The sequence below is a fragment of the Lysobacter sp. Root494 genome (genome assembly GCF_001427225.1).
Classification (GTDB): Bacteria; Pseudomonadota; Gammaproteobacteria; order Xanthomonadales; family Xanthomonadaceae; genus Agrilutibacter.
The window spans coordinates 243,409-257,680 of record NZ_LMFH01000008.1 but is presented as its reverse complement, the minus strand read 5'-3'; the positions used below and the strand labels follow the sequence as shown (position 1 = coordinate 257,680).

Here is a 14,272-nt window from a genome sequence, read left to right as displayed (position 1 = left end):
ATGTTTTCAGCAACGAACGCGCAGGGTCGATTGGCCATCGTCGGACTGGGTTATGTCGGCTTGCCGCTGGCAGTGGCCTTCGGTCGCCGGATGGACGTGCTGGGGTACGACATCAATCTCGAACGTGTCGCTGAACTCCGAGAGGGCCATGACCGCACACTGGAAGTGCCTGCAGCTGACCTTGCGGATGCGACGAAACTCGCCTTCACCAATGAACTCGAGGCGTTGCGAGCCTGCAACGTATTCATCATCACGGTGCCCACGCCGATCGACGCCGCGCGCCGGCCGGATTTCGACCCGTTGCTCAAGTCCAGCGCCGCGATCGGCTCCGTGCTGAAAAAGGGCGACATCGTCATCTACGAATCGACCGTATACCCCGGCGTTACCGAAGAGGTGTGCGTGCCCGTGCTCGAGCGAGTCTCCGGCCTGCGCTACAACCAGGATTTCTATTGCGGCTACAGCCCGGAACGCATCAATCCTGGCGACAAGCTGCGCACGGTCACCAAAATCACCAAAGTCACGTCTGGTTCGACGCCTGAAGTGGCCGATTTCGTGGATGGGCTGTACGCGTCGATCATCGAGGCCGGCACCCACAAGGCGAGTTCTATCCGCGTCGCAGAAGCCGCCAAGGTGATCGAAAATACACAGCGCGACGTCAACATCGCGCTGATGAACGAATTGGCCTGCATTTTCAACCGCATCGGCATCGACACCCACGAAGTTCTCGCCGCCGCGCGGACCAAGTGGAACTTCATGCCTTTCTCTCCGGGCCTGGTGGGCGGTCACTGCATCGGCGTCGATCCCTACTACCTCGCGCACAAGGCGACGATGCTCGGCTATAACCCGGAGTTGATTCTGGCCGCGCGCCGAATCAACGACGAAATGGCACCTTACGTTGCCAACCAGGTCATGCGGCTGATGGCACGCGCACGCCTGAACATCGTGGATTCGCGCATCCTTGTCCTGGGGCTCGCCTTCAAGGAAAACTGCCCGGACGTGCGCAACACCAAGGTCGTCGACCTGCTTCAGCACCTCGCGACGACCAATGCGCAACTTGAAGTCTACGACCCATGGGTCGACGCCGGCGAAGCCCGTCATGAGTATGGCGTCGAACTCTCTCCACCCCCGAAAGCCGGTAGCTACGACGCGATCGTCCTCGCGGTGGCGCATCGCGAGTTCGTTGGTAGTGAAGCCGAGTTCGAAGTGCGTGACCTGCTCAAGCCAGGAGGCATCGTGTTCGACGTCAAGGGCGTGATGCCGGATGCCCCCAACGTTTTCCGCCTTTAAGTTTCCTGCCGAGTACCCAGATCCATGAGTAAATCAACCCTGATCCTAGTAATCCTGCTTGCCTGTGCTGCGTGCGACAGGCAATCGCCAGAACCTCTGCAGACTGTCGAGCCTGCAACCGCCACCACGACTCCGGCACCGCAGTCCCCAGGCCTCGTGCAACCGGCGGGCCAGGATGCGGTAAGCGCGGTCGTCGCTGCCCTCGGTGACAAGGTCAAGGTGCGTTACGACCGCGTCGGCAAGAATGCCGCTGGCGCCGACGAACGCCAGATGTTCATGGAGGTCGTCTCCGGAACCGTGGCCGAAGCGGAAGCGATCGTGACCGCACAGTTGATGGCGGCCGGCTACAAGGCCGGTCATCGCTTCGAAGATGGCAACGGCGCGCGCCAGCTCTACCGCACGCGCCACGGCCAGCCGGTCCGCACGCTGGCCCGCCCGAAGGGCGTCGGTCCGGCGCTCAAGGACCCGAAGGCAATCGGCTCGATTTACCTGAAGCGCTAAGGCAATCTCGATGCGGCTGGGAAGTCGCATCCACTCCCTTCTACTCCCCAATCGTGTGAGTCATGTTCGTCAAGCCAGACGGTAGTCCGCTCAAGATCCTGGTTCGCGGCGATTGCACCTGCCGGCGATCGCTCGCGCTCAATCCGGACCTGTTCGCCGCCAAACCCACGGTCGTCCAGAATGGCAAGTCCCCGATGGTGCTGTTCCTGGACGCGTTGGATGGGCGCACCGTATCGAAGGAATTCCTCGCTTCAATCAGCGACGTCGATGCGATGCAACCTACGTTGCAGCGCTATTACATCGGCCAGGCCGATCGTGAGGTCGTGAACGAGACCGGTGCCGACCTGTTGATGCTCGATTCCTATGCGGACATGAATTTCGAGCTTTGGGAAGACGAGGCTGGAGCGAAGTTCTGGATCCACCCTGCACACCTGCGCGATCGCGACAGCTTCATCAAGCGCCACCGCAAGCTCGGACGCCGTACCCTCGACCAATCGGTCAACGAGGCCGTCGAACTCATCGTCAGCATCCGCCGCAAGAACCCGGGCGTGCCGGTGCTGTTCCTCAACCAGCAGACCGATTACTACCCCAAGCTTGATAACCGGCTCGAGTACTACGACTTCGGCCGACTGGTGGCGGAGCGCGTCGACGGCGTCTATTGGGGCGGCGTGGAACCGAAGGACGCGCTCGAACTCGCGGACATCGGTTCCTGCGGCCCCGGCAACACCCTGCATTTCCAAGGCTCGACCTATCGCAGGATGCTTGAGCGCGCGTTCGATTCCGGCTTGCGCGCCGCGTTGGCCGGCGCGTCGGCAAGCCAGGCGCCGTCGGCTCCGGCAGCGACCGCGACGGTGACTGCAGCAGACAAGGCCGGGCCCGTGGGTGATGTCGAAATCCCACACGTCACGCTTAGTTTTTCGCGTAACAGCCGCAGCTGCGGCGAGGCTTGCACCGTATTCGTCGACCAGAGCGAAAAGGGACTGGCCAACTACCTGCACTACGCCTCCTCCGGCGATTTCGTGGCCCGGCGCTTCACGCCCATGCTCATTCCGGTCGACGAGGTCCTCGACTTTGCCGGGTGGGAAGCGCACATCAAGACCTTCGGCAAAGGCGCGCGATTGCGCCAGAAGAAGAAGGCCATCGCGCAGAACTACTACGTCAAGCCGTTTGCCTGGCGGCTCTTCATCCCGGACATCCATGCGGCCAATACGTCCAAGGAGATCCGCTCGGGCGGCGCGATCAGGCCAACGCTGACGCGCAGCATCGAGGAAATGGGCGGCGCTCCCGACCGCAGATACGAGGTTGCGCTGCCCAAGTGCCAGAATCACTGGGCGATGACGTTCGGCGTGTTCCAGGCCGCACCGGGGCACATGCAGGGGAGCGTGCAGGTCGACGAGCGCCTGGTGGGGTACATCTCGCTGCGCCGAACAGGCGAGGTCGCTGTCTATTCACAGATTCTCGGGCATGGAGACCATCTGGACCACGGCATTCTGACGTTACTTCACCATGAAGTGATCCGCTGGCTGTCCGAACACCGCGAGAGTTTTACCCGTGGCCTCAAGTACGTGATGTATGGCGGCAAGGAAAATGGAACTTCGGAGCTGTTGCGCTTCAAGCGCCAGGCCGGTTTCAGGCCGCACTACGTCACAGCGATGACTCAGTAGTCCGCGACGTGCAGATTCGAGATGAACACGGCGGCTTCCGGCCCGAAATCCAAGGCCTGCGCGCCATCGCGGTGCTGCTGGTGCTTGTCTATCACTTGTGGCCCAGCTGGCTGCCCGGCGGGTACACCGGTGTCGACGTCTTTTTCGTCATATCCGGCTACCTCATCACCGCACTGCTGCTGCGCGAACTAGAGACGAGAGGTGGCATCTCGCTGCCGCGCTTCTACGTGCGCCGCGCGCGAAGACTGTTGCCGGCGGCAGTGCTCACGCTCATGGTGGTCCTGGCGGCGACGCTCGTCCTGCTGCCGGTGACCGAATGGCGCGGCGTAGCGCAGGAAACAGGCGCCGCGGCGCTGTATTTCGAAAACTGGTGGCTGGCGTTCAAGGCCGTCGATTACCTGGCCATCGAGGCGTCGGCGTCCCCGGTCCAGCATTTCTGGTCGCTGTCGGTGGAGGAGCAGTACTACTTCGTGTGGCCAGCCCTGCTGGCGGGGCTGTACGCGTTCGCTCGCCGCTTCGCGCCAGTCACTTCGTTCAGGAGTTTCTGCGCCGCATGCCTGGCGCTGATCGTCGCGGGCTCGCTGGCCTATTCCGTAAAGACGGGCTTGTCGGGCGAGACCGCGGCGTACTTCTCATCGTTCACCCGCATATGGCAGCTTGCCGCAGGCGGATTGCTGGCCGTAGCAGGTGCGTCCGCAGGCCGCGCACGCGTGCCAGTCCTCCTGCTCGGTCTAGCAGGAATCCTCGCCGCCGCCTTGTTCCTCAGCGATGACACCGCTTATCCCGGCTATGCCGCGCTCCTGCCGACCGTGGCGACCCTGCTCGCGATCCAGGCGGGAGCGGCCTTTCCGCATTTCCTGGCCACGCGCTGGCTCGGCGCACGTCCGGTCCAGTACCTGGGCGACATCTCCTATTCGCTCTACCTCTGGCACTGGCCGCTCATCGTCTTCGCCAAGCATTACTACGGCGACCGGATCGGCATCCTCCAAGGCATCGTTATCGCCCTTGCCGCCGTTGCGCTGGCGGGACTGAGCAAGCGCTTCGTCGAAGACACACTCCGAAAGCCAGGTGTCCCGGGCACGCCCTCCTGGAAACCCTTGTCGATTGCCGCCGCAGCGAGCCTGGCGTGCGTTGCGTTCGCATGGGGCGTCGTGCGCCAAACCGGAAGCGAATCGGGCAGCGCTGCTGTCGCCGACACGTCGGCATACCCCGGCGCGATGGCGATGTTGTCACCAGGTCCCGTGCCAGCGGCTCGCGTCGATTTCCTGCCGGCATTGCCGAACGTGGAAGACGACGTGTCGGTCGCCTACGCCGAAGGCTGCATCCAGGGATTCCAGGGCGCGGAAGTCAAGACGTGCGTCTATGGGCGCGACAACGCCAAGACTCGTATCGCGGTCGTTGGCGACTCGCATGCCGTCCACTGGTTGCCGGCGTTCGCGGAAATGGCCCGCCTTGCGGACGTGCAGGTCGTCGGGATCACGAAGACGACGTGCATCGCCGCCGACGTACCGCTGTTCCATCCAAAATTGAAGGGGCCGTACGCGTCGTGCCAGAAGTGGGCGCACAACGTTGTCGCCTACCTCAATGACCACGACTTCGATTACATCGTGCTGTCCCAGTCGCCCCGACACCGGCTCCTGAGCCTGAAGGACAAGAAACCCAAGGACAGCGCCGCGGCGCTGGCGCACGGCATGCAGGAATTGTGGTCCCAGGTCGCACGGGGCCGGGACAAGATCGTCGTCTTCCGTTCCACGCCCTGGCAGCCGACCGAGGTGCGCGACTGCTTCGCTTCCCATCCTGGCGAAGCGGATTCCTGCACCGGCTCGCAGGCCGATGTCATGTACCAGGATGCGATGTCCTTGCTGGCGAAGTCTGCCGGATACCGCCTGGTCGATTTCACCGACCTGTTCTGCCGCGACGGGAAGTGCCCCGCAGTGATCGGCAACGTGTTCGTGTATCGGGACGCGCACCACGTCACGGCCACCTACATGCGCACCATGGCACCGCTCGTCGCCGAGCGCATGGGCATTCCCGGCGCCGACGCAGTGGCGGCCGGCATACAGATGCGGAAGGTCCCGTCATTCGACGGCGTCAATCCAAGCCCCATGCTTGCCAAGGACGATCGCGGGGATGCTTTTGCCGACAAGTGCGTGCAGTCGCTCCGGCGCGACCAAGTCGTGTCCTGCACCTACGGTGAGCAGCATGGGCAACGCCGTGTAGTGGTCGTGGGCGATTCGATGGGTGCCAATCTCGTGCCCGGGCTGAAGGCCGCGGCACAGCGAAACGGCTGGCGACTGGATACCTTCTTCAAGGACAGCTGCCTCTTTTCCGCGACGCCCGTTTACAACAGAAGGCTGAAACGCGCATTCGGCGAGTGTTCGCGTTGGGCCGGCGCCGTTGTCCGCCGCCTGCAGGCCGAACCAGCGGACCTCGTTGTCCTTGTGCAGTCGCCGCAGTACATAGACAGCCGCAGGCATTCCTATGAGCAGGCGAGCCCCGCCCTTGAGCGCGGAATTGCGACATACGTGAGCCAACTGAGCGCAAAGGGCAGCGGGATCGCGGTCGTGCGGTACATGCCCTGGATGCCGTTCGACGTGCCGCAATGCCTCATGACGCGGGGCGACGCCGTGCAGTGCAGGTCCAGCCGCACGCTGAGCACCCGCGAAGGGCCGCTTCTGTCATTGGCGAACCGGACTCCGGGGATCGCCGTGCTGGATATCAACGACGCATTCTGCGGCCCGCAATTCTGCGATCCGATCCGTGATGGCGTCCTGGTCTACCGCGATGCAATGCAGCCCACCGCTACGTTCGCGCGTACGCTGGAAGACGAATTCTCAGCCCAACTCGTTCCCCTTCTGGCGAAGGGCCGGACCGTCCCCGATGCCGCTTCGCTAACTCTGAATTGACGCTACCCATAGGCCTGCCATGAATATCAAGATCCTGCCGGTTCTCCTGGTCGCAATCACTCTCGCCGCTTGCGGCGGACAGTCGGATGCGCCCAACAGCAACGCCGACACGCAAACGCCAAAGGAACAACCCGCGAAGCCTGCATCCAGGACACGCCTGCACATCCTGCCGATCGCCGGCGGAATCCACGTCCCTGAAACTTTGATCATCCGTTCCCGCAGCAGCAAGCAGGCCGCTGACGGCACCACTGACCGCGTCGTGCGCGCCGAATACGCGAGGATCGATGAAGCGCAGGCCGAAATAGTGCTGGCAAATGCCTTCGAAGCGGCTGGTTTCAAACCGCTGTCCACCGCGGAAACAAGCAATACGCATGTCGTACGCAATGCCGATGGTTTGCGCGTTCGCTACGTGATCACGCCGCAGGGGCCCGACCTGAAGGTTGCGCTGCAGGCGCCTGACGCGCAGGGTCTGGTCAGCTTCTACTGGAAGCAAGCGGCGAAATAAGTAGGCAACAGAAACGTATCGGTCGAACGCTATCCATGAATGTATTCGTGTTGTGCACCGGCCGCTGCGGCTCAGTGACCTTCGCCCACGCTGCGCGCCATATCCGCAACTATCGCGTCGGCCATGAGACTCGGATGAAACAACCCGGTAGGCAGCGCGTCGACTATCCGGACAATCACATCGAAGTCGACAATCGACTGTCCTGGTTCCTGGGACGGTTGGATGCCGCCTATGGCGACAAGGCTGTGTACGTGCATCTGCGGCGTGATCCCGAAGCGGTCGCGGCCAGCTTCAACAAGCGCTGGCATCTGGGCGGCTCGATCATGCGCGGGTACGCAGACCAGATCTACGCAGCCCCCGTGCGCGATCCGCTGGCGTTCTGCCGCGACTACATCGAAACCGTCAGCACCAACATCGAGATGTTCCTGCGCGACAAGAGCCGCAAGATGGACTTCTGGATGGAGCGCAGCGATACCGACTGGCCGGCGTTCTGGTCCCTCGTCGGGGCCGAGGGCGATCTGGACGCATCCCTCGCCGAATGGCGCGTGGCGCATAACGCGTCGAAGTAGACGCCGTCAGTTTTCGCCAGGGTTCAAGCTGGCGTCGATGATACCGGCGATCCGCGCACTGGCCTGTCCGTCACCATACGGATTGCGGTCGATAGGCGCGTGCGGCGCCGACGGTGGGCCGTCGAGTATCCGTTCCACTGCCGCGACGATGCGATCCGGATCGGTGCCCACCAGTTGCGCGGTTCCCGCTGCTATCGCCTCCGGGCGCTCGGTCGTATCGCGCATGACGAGCACGGGTTTCCCGAGCGAGGGCGCTTCTTCCTGGATGCCGCCGGAGTCGGTCAGGATCACATCCGCGCGGCGCATCAGGAATACAAACGGCAGGTAGTCCAGCGGCTCTATCAGTTGAACATTATGGAGTCCTGCCAACAGGCGGTGGACGGGCTCGCGGACCTGCGGATTGAGATGGACCGGATAGATGACCTGCACGTCGCTGCGCTGCGCAAGCCGCGACAGCGCCTTGCATATCCCTTCGAAGCCATCGCCGAAATTCTCGCGTCTGTGACCCGTCACGAGGACCAGGCGACGGCGTGCATCCAGTGACGGCAGACTCGCGCGCGCCGCTTCCCGCAGCGACGTTTCCGCATGCAGTTTGGCATCCACCTGCAACAGCGCATCGATCACCGTATTGCCGGTGACGTGGACTCGGCCTGCTTCGATGCCTTCGCGCAACAAGTTGTCCCGAGCCGCATTCGTCGGGGCGAAGTGCAGTGCGCACAGCGGCGCAGTGAGCCGCCGGTTCATCTCTTCGGGCCAGGGCGCCAGCAGATTGCCGGTTCGCAGGCCGGCTTCCACGTGCCCTATGGGGATGCGCGCGTAGAACGCGGCCAGTGCCGCCGACAGCGTCGTCGTGGTATCCCCATGCACCAGCACCATGTCCGGACGCTGCATCGCCAACAGGTGTCCCATGCCTTGCAGGACTCGCGCCGTGAGGTCGGGCAATGATTGCCGCGATTCCATGACGGCTAGATCCGCATCCGGCTGCAACCCGAAGGTCTCGAGCACCGAATCCAGCATCTGCCGATGTTGGCCGCTCACGACCAGCACCGGTTGCAGGCGCGGATGGGCCGCGATTGCGTGGACCAGCGGAGCCATCTTGATGGCCTCCGGCCGGGTGCCGAAGACAATCATGACCCGCTTGCAGATAGGTCCGGCGCCGTTCACTGCGGGACTCAAAGCGCGGCTTGCAGTTCCGGCAGGAGCACAAACAGATCACCCACCAAGCCGATATCCGCGATTTCGAAGATCGGCGCATCACCATCCTTGTTGATCGCGACGATCGTGCCAGCGTCCTTGATGCCGGTGAGGTGCTGGATCGCTCCGGAGATGCCCACCGCGATGTAGAGCTCGGGCGCGATGATCTTTCCGGTCTGGCCGACCTGCAATTCGTTGGGTACGTATCCCGCGTCGACCGCGGCGCGCGAGGCGCCCACCGCTGCACCAAGCCTGTCGGCCAGGTCGTAGATGATCTTGAAGTTCTCGGCCGAGCCCACACCGCGTCCGCCGGATACCACGCGCCGCGCGCTCTGCAGGTCCGGGCGATCGGACTTGCCTGCGGCAAGGCCGACGTAACGGGTGTGCGTAGGTAACCGGGCATCGACGCTGATGGACTCCACAGGTGCGCTCCCGCCACGCGCGGCTTCGGGCCAGGAGGCATTGCGCACGGTGGCCACGACCGCATGGTCGGTCGGTGCTTCGACGGTGATCAGCGCGTTGCCCGCATAGATCGGTCGCTTGAAGGTGTGGCTGCCTTCCACGGCCATGACGTCGGAAACCTGCGCGACGCCTAGCAGCGCCGCGACGCACGGCATCAGGTCCTTGCCGAAAGTGGTCGACGGGCCGAACACGTGCGAGTAACCCGATGCGATCGCGGCCACCTGCGGTGCCAGCACTTGCGCGATCGCGTTCGCATTGGCGGGATTGGCGAGGGCGAGGACCCTGGTGACCCCGGCGATCTGCGCGGCTTCCGCGGCAATGCCTGTGGGATCGGCCGCCAGCACGACGATGTCGATGGTTTCCGGTTTCAGCGCCTGCGCCGCCGACACGCATTTTGCGGTCGACGCGTTGAGCTTGCCGTCGAGATGTTCGGCAACGATCAGAACCTTGCTCATCACAGCAGACCCTTTTGCTTGAGTGCGGCGACCAGTTCGGCCGCGTCCTTCACCATCACGCCGCGGCTGCGCTTCGCGGGCGCGGCGTAGTGCGTGGTCTTCAGCGTGTCGCCGGTGTCGACGCCGAGATCGGCGAAGTTGATCGATTCCAGCGGCTTGCTCTTGGCCTTCATGATGTCCGGCAGCTTGATGAAGCGCGGTTCGTTGAGGCGCAGGTCGGTGGTGACGACGGCGGGCAGGTCCACTTCCAGTGTCTCAAGGCCGGCATCGACCTCGCGGGTGACAGTGGCCTTGCCATCGGCAAGTTCGAGTTTCGAGGCGAAGGTCGCCTGCGGGCGGCCCCACAGCGTCGCCAGCATCTGGCCGGTCTGGTTGGCGTCGTCGTCGATAGCCTGCTTGCCCAGGATGACCAGGTCCGGCTGCTCCTTCTCCACCAGCTTCAGCAGGGCGCGCGCGGCGGTCAGCGGCTGGATCGGCTGGTCGGTGACCACATGGATCGCGCGGTTCGCGCCCATTGCGAGCCCGTTACGGAGGTGCGCCTGCGCATCGGATGGTGCAATCGTGGCGACTATGACTTCCGTGGCGACGCCCTTGTCGCGCAGGCGCAGTGCTTCCTCCAGGGCGATTTCGTCGAACGGATTGGCCGACAGCTTCACGCCGTCGGTGACCACGCCGGAACCGTCCGGCTTGACCTGGATGCGGACATTGAAGTCCACCACGCGCTTGTAGCCGACGAGGATCTTCATCGTGCGGAGTTCCTGTGGGGAATTTCAGAAAGATGCGCGGCCGATGCGGCCGGGCCGGTAATTCTAGCGGAGGCGGGTGCCGAACGCTCCCCTGCATGCGGATGCGTACAGCCCGGGCATGACATGGGTGCCCGAAAGTACGGTAGGTACGTCCTGGCATGCGCGCTAGAATTCGCGCCCTCCCACATTGGAGTCGCACGATGGCCGAGGCCGCCAGGAGCAAGGTTTACCCGAACGCCACCCAGGCGCTTGAAGGCATCGTCGCCGACGGACAGACGCTCGCCGTGGGCGGGTTCGGTCTGTGCGGCATTCCCGAGGCGCTGATTGCCGCCCTGCGCGATTCCGGGGCGAAGCACCTCACCGCGATTTCCAACAATGCCGGCGTCGACGGCTTCGGGCTCGGGCTGCTGCTGGGAACGCGGCAGATCAAGAAGATGATTTCGTCGTACGTGGGCGAGAACAAGGAATTCGAGCGCCAGTTCCTCTCCGGCGAACTCGAACTCGAATTCAATCCGCAGGGCACGCTGGCCGAGCGCCTGCGCGCGGGCGGCGCCGGCATTCCCGCGTTCTATACGCGCACCGGTTACGGCACGGTCGTCGCGGAAGGCAAGGAAACGCGCCAGTTCGACGACGGCCACTGGTATGTCATGGAAACTGCCCTGAAAGCCGACGTCTCGCTGGTGAAAGCGTGGAAAGCCGACACGGCTGGCAATCTGGTGTTCCGCAAGACCGCGCGGAACTTCAATCCCGCCTGCGCGATGGCCGGCAAGATCTGCGTTGCCGAAGTGGAGGAGATCGTCGAAATCGGCACGCTCGATCCCGACCACGTGCACCTGCCCGGCATCTACGTGGACCGCATCGTCCACAATCCGGCGCCGGAAAAGCGCATCGAACAGCGCACCGTGCGCGCCGCGTAACCAACGAGGACAACGAACATGGCCTGGACCCGCGAGCAGATGGCGCAGCGCGCCGCGCAGGAACTCACCGACGGCGCATACGTCAATCTCGGCATCGGCTTGCCGACGCTCGTCGCCAACTTCATTCCGGAGGGAATGGATGTCTGGTTGCAGAGCGAGAACGGTTTGCTCGGCATCGGTCCGTTCCCGACCGAAGCGGAAGTCGATGCCGACCTCATCAACGCCGGCAAGCAGACCGTGACCGCGCGTCCCGGCGCGAGCTACTTCGGTAGCCACGATTCCTTCGCGATGATCCGCGGCGGCCACATCGACCTGGCCATCCTCGGCGCGATGCAGGTGACCGACAAAGGTGACCTGGCGAACTGGATGGTGCCCGGCAAGATGGTCAAGGGCATGGGCGGTGCCATGGACCTGGTTGCCGGGGTAAAGCGCGTGGTCGTGCTCATGGAGCACACGGCCAAGAATGGTGAGCACAAGATCATCGGCGAGTGCACGCTGCCCCTGACCGGCGTGGGCGTCGTCAACCGGATCATTACCGAGCTGGCGGTGATGGATGTCGGGAAGGGCGGAATTCACGTACGTGAATTGGCTCCGGACGTGACTTTGGAGGAGTTGCGGCAGAAAACAGGGGTTCCGCTGGCCGCTGGCTGACCGGTTCCAAAAAGGCGACGAATCGTTCGTTGATCGGTGGAGCCAGAAGCGACACCATGCGTGTTCCTCACGCGGGTTGTCCCCATGCGCATTGTCCGAACGCTGATTGTTTCCTTCCTGCTGGGGGGGGCGTTGCTGCAGGCAGCCTGTACGCGGACGTCGGTATCCGAGGCCGCGGCCGGGGTCGCCCGCGACAGTTCCGGATCGGAACCGGCAGGGACAGCCCGGCTTTCCGGACGCCAGGGCGGCGGATTCGCCGCGTTGCCGGATCGCGGGGACCTCCTCGGCTATCCGCCGCGGCAAGTCGTGCGCCAGGAGCGTGCATCCACCTGGTATCGCGCCGACGTCAGCGAGGAACACGCATTGCGTGCGGTGGTGACGGGCGAAATGACGATCACCGCCCCTGACGGTCAACCGATCCGTTTGCACTACCAGCGCCACGTCGAACATCCCAATGGCAACTGGACGTGGATCGGTCGTAACGAGGATGGCGAAGAAGCCATAGTTACGTTCGGCGAAAAGGCCGTGTTCGGCAGCGTGCCCCGCGATGGAAACCGTGAGCTGCGCCTGGCGACAAGCGGCGGGCACTCATGGGTAGTTGAATCCGACCCGGGCAAAGAGCATCACCCGGATCCGAGGCGACCCGATTACATGGTTCCCCCGGAGCTGGCCAGGTCGTTCGCATCGGATGAACCGGTGATGGCGTCTGCATCCGCCGAAGCCTTGGCGACTGCCGCGGGCGGCACGACCGTCGATCTCGCGTTGGGTTACACGACCGGTTTCGCAAACGAGCTTGGCGGCAATTCGCAGGCAGTCACGCGGTTGCAGAACCTGGTGGACATTACCAATCAGGCCTACTCCAACAGCCGGATCAACGCACGGATCCGGCTCGTACGGACCGTGTCAGTGAGTTATCGCGATGACACGGACAACAACGATGCGTTGGAAAAGCTGAGTGGCAAGTCGGAGTCGGGAAGCATTTCAGCCGACCCTGCGTTCACTGCGCTGCGCGCCGCGCGAGACCAGTACGGGGCCGACCTGGTAACCCTGGTCCGCCGGTTCCGGACACCCCAGAACCAGGGGTGCGGCGTTGCCTGGCTTATCGGCGGCGACCGGTCGGCCATCGACAACTCGGATTCCCCTTGGGGTTATTCGGTCGTAAGCGACGACCTTGACCGAGGCGATCTCGACGAAACAGACAGCAAGACCTACGTCTGTCGCCTGGAAACGCTGGCTCACGAGCTCGGCCACAACATGGGGCAGGCGCATAACACGGAGGACAGTGACGGCACGTCGGGAGCGCATGCCTATTCCTATGGATACAGGGAGTCCTCCCTGACAGGCTTCTATACCGTAATGGCCTATCGACTGGCCGACAGCAGTCAAAAGGCGATCCGTTATTTCGCCAATCCAAACGTGGTGGAAGCGACCACGGGTCGGCCTACCGGCATCGCGAATGCTTCGGACAATGCACGCAGCATGGCGCAGACACTCCCGCTGATCGCAGCTTTCAGGCCAACCATGGTGGTGGAACCCGGCATACGTCCACGCAATGACTTCAACGGCGACGGCAGGTCCGATCTGCTGTGGCGGTACCTCCCGGGAGGCAATCTGCAGTACTGGTTGATGAGCGGAGCAACGCGGACTTCCTACACCAACGTCGCCCAGAGCAGCGATTTCGAGCACGTTGCCGATGGTGATTTCAATGGCGACGGGCGTACCGATATCGCCTGGCGCGGGTCCGATAATCGCGTAGCGATCTGGCTGAACAATGGAACGGGTTTTCAAAAATACTCAATCAGCGGCCTCAGTCGCAGTTGGGTGCCGCTGGATGCGGTTGACATAAACGGAGACGGCAAGGCCGATCTCGTCTGGCGCTACGTGCCAGATGGAAACATCCAGTATTGGCTTATGAACGGCGCGACCCGCACGAGCTATCGGAATCAGGCGCAGAGCACGGCGTACCAATTCCTTGCGGCGGGCGACTTCAACGGCGATGGCCTGGGCGATCTCGCCTGGCGTAAGGCGGATAACCGTGTGGCGATCTGGACGGGCAACGGAGCGACCTTCCGCGAGGCGTCCCTGGGAGGTCTGAGTCGCGACTGGATCGTCCTGGATGCGATCGACATCAACGGTGACGGGAGGTCCGATCTCGTGTGGCGATACAAGCCCGGTGGGAACATCCAGTACTGGTTGATGAACGGTGCGACGTTGACGGGGTATCGCAACATCGCCGTGAGCACGAGTTATGCGTTCCTCGGGACCGGCGATTTCAATGGCGATGGACGCGGCGATCTGGCTTGGCGGCGTTCCGACAATCGCGTTGCCATCTGGACCGGCACCGGTTCCAGCTTCAACGAGGCCAGCGTCAGTGGCCTCAGCACAAGCTGGGCGGTCCTCAATCGAGGACAGTGA

Annotated in this window: 12 protein-coding genes; 9 read left to right on the top strand and 3 right to left on the bottom strand. The window is 63.3% G+C overall.

What is annotated here, in order from left to right; translation table 11 throughout:
* The 6 genes from ASD14_RS13985 (at position 1) to ASD14_RS13960 (ending at position 7,432) form a co-directional block, all read left to right on the top strand.
* Positions 1–1,287, top strand: a complete 1,287-nt coding sequence (locus tag ASD14_RS13985) for a nucleotide sugar dehydrogenase (RefSeq protein WP_056135107.1) — start codon at positions 1–3, stop codon at positions 1,285–1,287.
* 156 nt (positions 1,288–1,443) lie between these two features.
* Positions 1,444–1,788 (top strand): hypothetical protein, encoded by a 345-nt coding sequence (locus tag ASD14_RS13980; RefSeq protein WP_056135105.1) that lies wholly within the window; start codon positions 1,444–1,446, stop codon positions 1,786–1,788.
* 62 nt (positions 1,789–1,850) lie between these two features.
* Entirely contained in the window at positions 1,851–3,452 is a 1,602-nt protein-coding gene (locus tag ASD14_RS16255; protein WP_056135102.1) for a hypothetical protein, read from the top strand.
* Between the two features lie 8 nt (positions 3,453–3,460).
* Entirely contained in the window at positions 3,461–6,358 is a 2,898-nt protein-coding gene (locus tag ASD14_RS13970; RefSeq protein ID WP_056135099.1) for an acyltransferase family protein, read from the top strand.
* 19 nt (positions 6,359–6,377) lie between these two features.
* Complete coding sequence (locus tag ASD14_RS13965; protein WP_056135096.1) at positions 6,378–6,863, top strand: hypothetical protein; 486 nt, start codon at positions 6,378–6,380, stop codon at positions 6,861–6,863.
* A gap of 35 nt (positions 6,864–6,898) precedes the next feature.
* A complete protein-coding gene (locus tag ASD14_RS13960; RefSeq protein WP_056135093.1) occupies positions 6,899–7,432 on the top strand; it encodes a hypothetical protein in 534 nt (177 codons plus the stop codon).
* Between the two features lie 6 nt (positions 7,433–7,438).
* On the opposite strand, the gene wecB is transcribed toward ASD14_RS13960, so the two are convergent.
* From wecB to ASD14_RS13945, 3 genes are read right to left on the bottom strand one after another with little or no spacing between them, the layout of a single operon-like run.
* On the bottom strand, positions 7,439–8,596 hold the full coding sequence (gene wecB, locus ASD14_RS13955) for a UDP-N-acetylglucosamine 2-epimerase (non-hydrolyzing) (RefSeq protein WP_343123461.1): 1,158 nt from the start codon (positions 8,594–8,596) through the stop codon (positions 7,439–7,441).
* 8 nt (positions 8,597–8,604) lie between these two features.
* Positions 8,605–9,543, bottom strand: a complete 939-nt coding sequence (locus ASD14_RS13950) for an electron transfer flavoprotein subunit alpha/FixB family protein (RefSeq protein ID WP_056135087.1) — start codon at positions 9,541–9,543, stop codon at positions 8,605–8,607.
* Positions 9,543–10,289 (bottom strand): electron transfer flavoprotein subunit beta/FixA family protein, encoded by a 747-nt coding sequence (locus ASD14_RS13945; protein ID WP_056135084.1) that lies wholly within the window; start codon positions 10,287–10,289, stop codon positions 9,543–9,545. Before ASD14_RS13945 ends, ASD14_RS13950 begins: the two co-directional genes overlap by 1 nt.
* 200 nt (positions 10,290–10,489) lie before the next feature.
* Here ASD14_RS13945 and ASD14_RS13940 point away from each other — a divergent pair, with 200 nt between their 5' ends.
* The 3 genes from ASD14_RS13940 to ASD14_RS13930 all read left to right on the top strand — a co-directional run bounded on the left by ASD14_RS13940 (position 10,490) and on the right by ASD14_RS13930 (position 14,272).
* On the top strand, positions 10,490–11,206 hold the full coding sequence (locus ASD14_RS13940; RefSeq protein ID WP_056135082.1) for a CoA transferase subunit A: 717 nt from the start codon (positions 10,490–10,492) through the stop codon (positions 11,204–11,206).
* Between the two features lie 18 nt (positions 11,207–11,224).
* A complete protein-coding gene (locus tag ASD14_RS13935) occupies positions 11,225–11,857 on the top strand; it encodes a CoA transferase subunit B (protein WP_056135080.1) in 633 nt (210 codons plus the stop codon).
* Between the two features lie 84 nt (positions 11,858–11,941).
* Positions 11,942–14,272, top strand: a complete 2,331-nt coding sequence (locus tag ASD14_RS13930) for an FG-GAP-like repeat-containing protein (protein WP_082539004.1) — start codon at positions 11,942–11,944, stop codon at positions 14,270–14,272.

Coding starts and splice junctions, on each gene's coding strand:
- ASD14_RS13950 (WP_056135087.1), bottom strand. CDS start 9,543: ATGAGCAAGGTTCTGATCGTTGCCGAACATCTCGACGGCAAGCTCAAC.
- ASD14_RS16255 (WP_056135102.1), top strand. CDS start 1,851: ATGTTCGTCAAGCCAGACGGTAGTCCGCTCAAGATCCTGGTTCGCGGC.
- ASD14_RS13960 (WP_056135093.1), top strand. CDS start 6,899: ATGAATGTATTCGTGTTGTGCACCGGCCGCTGCGGCTCAGTGACCTTC.
- ASD14_RS13930 (WP_082539004.1), top strand. CDS start 11,942: ATGCGCATTGTCCGAACGCTGATTGTTTCCTTCCTGCTGGGGGGGGCG.
- ASD14_RS13935 (WP_056135080.1), top strand. CDS start 11,225: ATGGCCTGGACCCGCGAGCAGATGGCGCAGCGCGCCGCGCAGGAACTC.
- ASD14_RS13985 (WP_056135107.1), top strand. CDS start 1: ATGTTTTCAGCAACGAACGCGCAGGGTCGATTGGCCATCGTCGGACTG.
- ASD14_RS13940 (WP_056135082.1), top strand. CDS start 10,490: ATGGCCGAGGCCGCCAGGAGCAAGGTTTACCCGAACGCCACCCAGGCG.
- ASD14_RS13965 (WP_056135096.1), top strand. CDS start 6,378: ATGAATATCAAGATCCTGCCGGTTCTCCTGGTCGCAATCACTCTCGCC.
- ASD14_RS13945 (WP_056135084.1), bottom strand. CDS start 10,289: ATGAAGATCCTCGTCGGCTACAAGCGCGTGGTGGACTTCAATGTCCGC.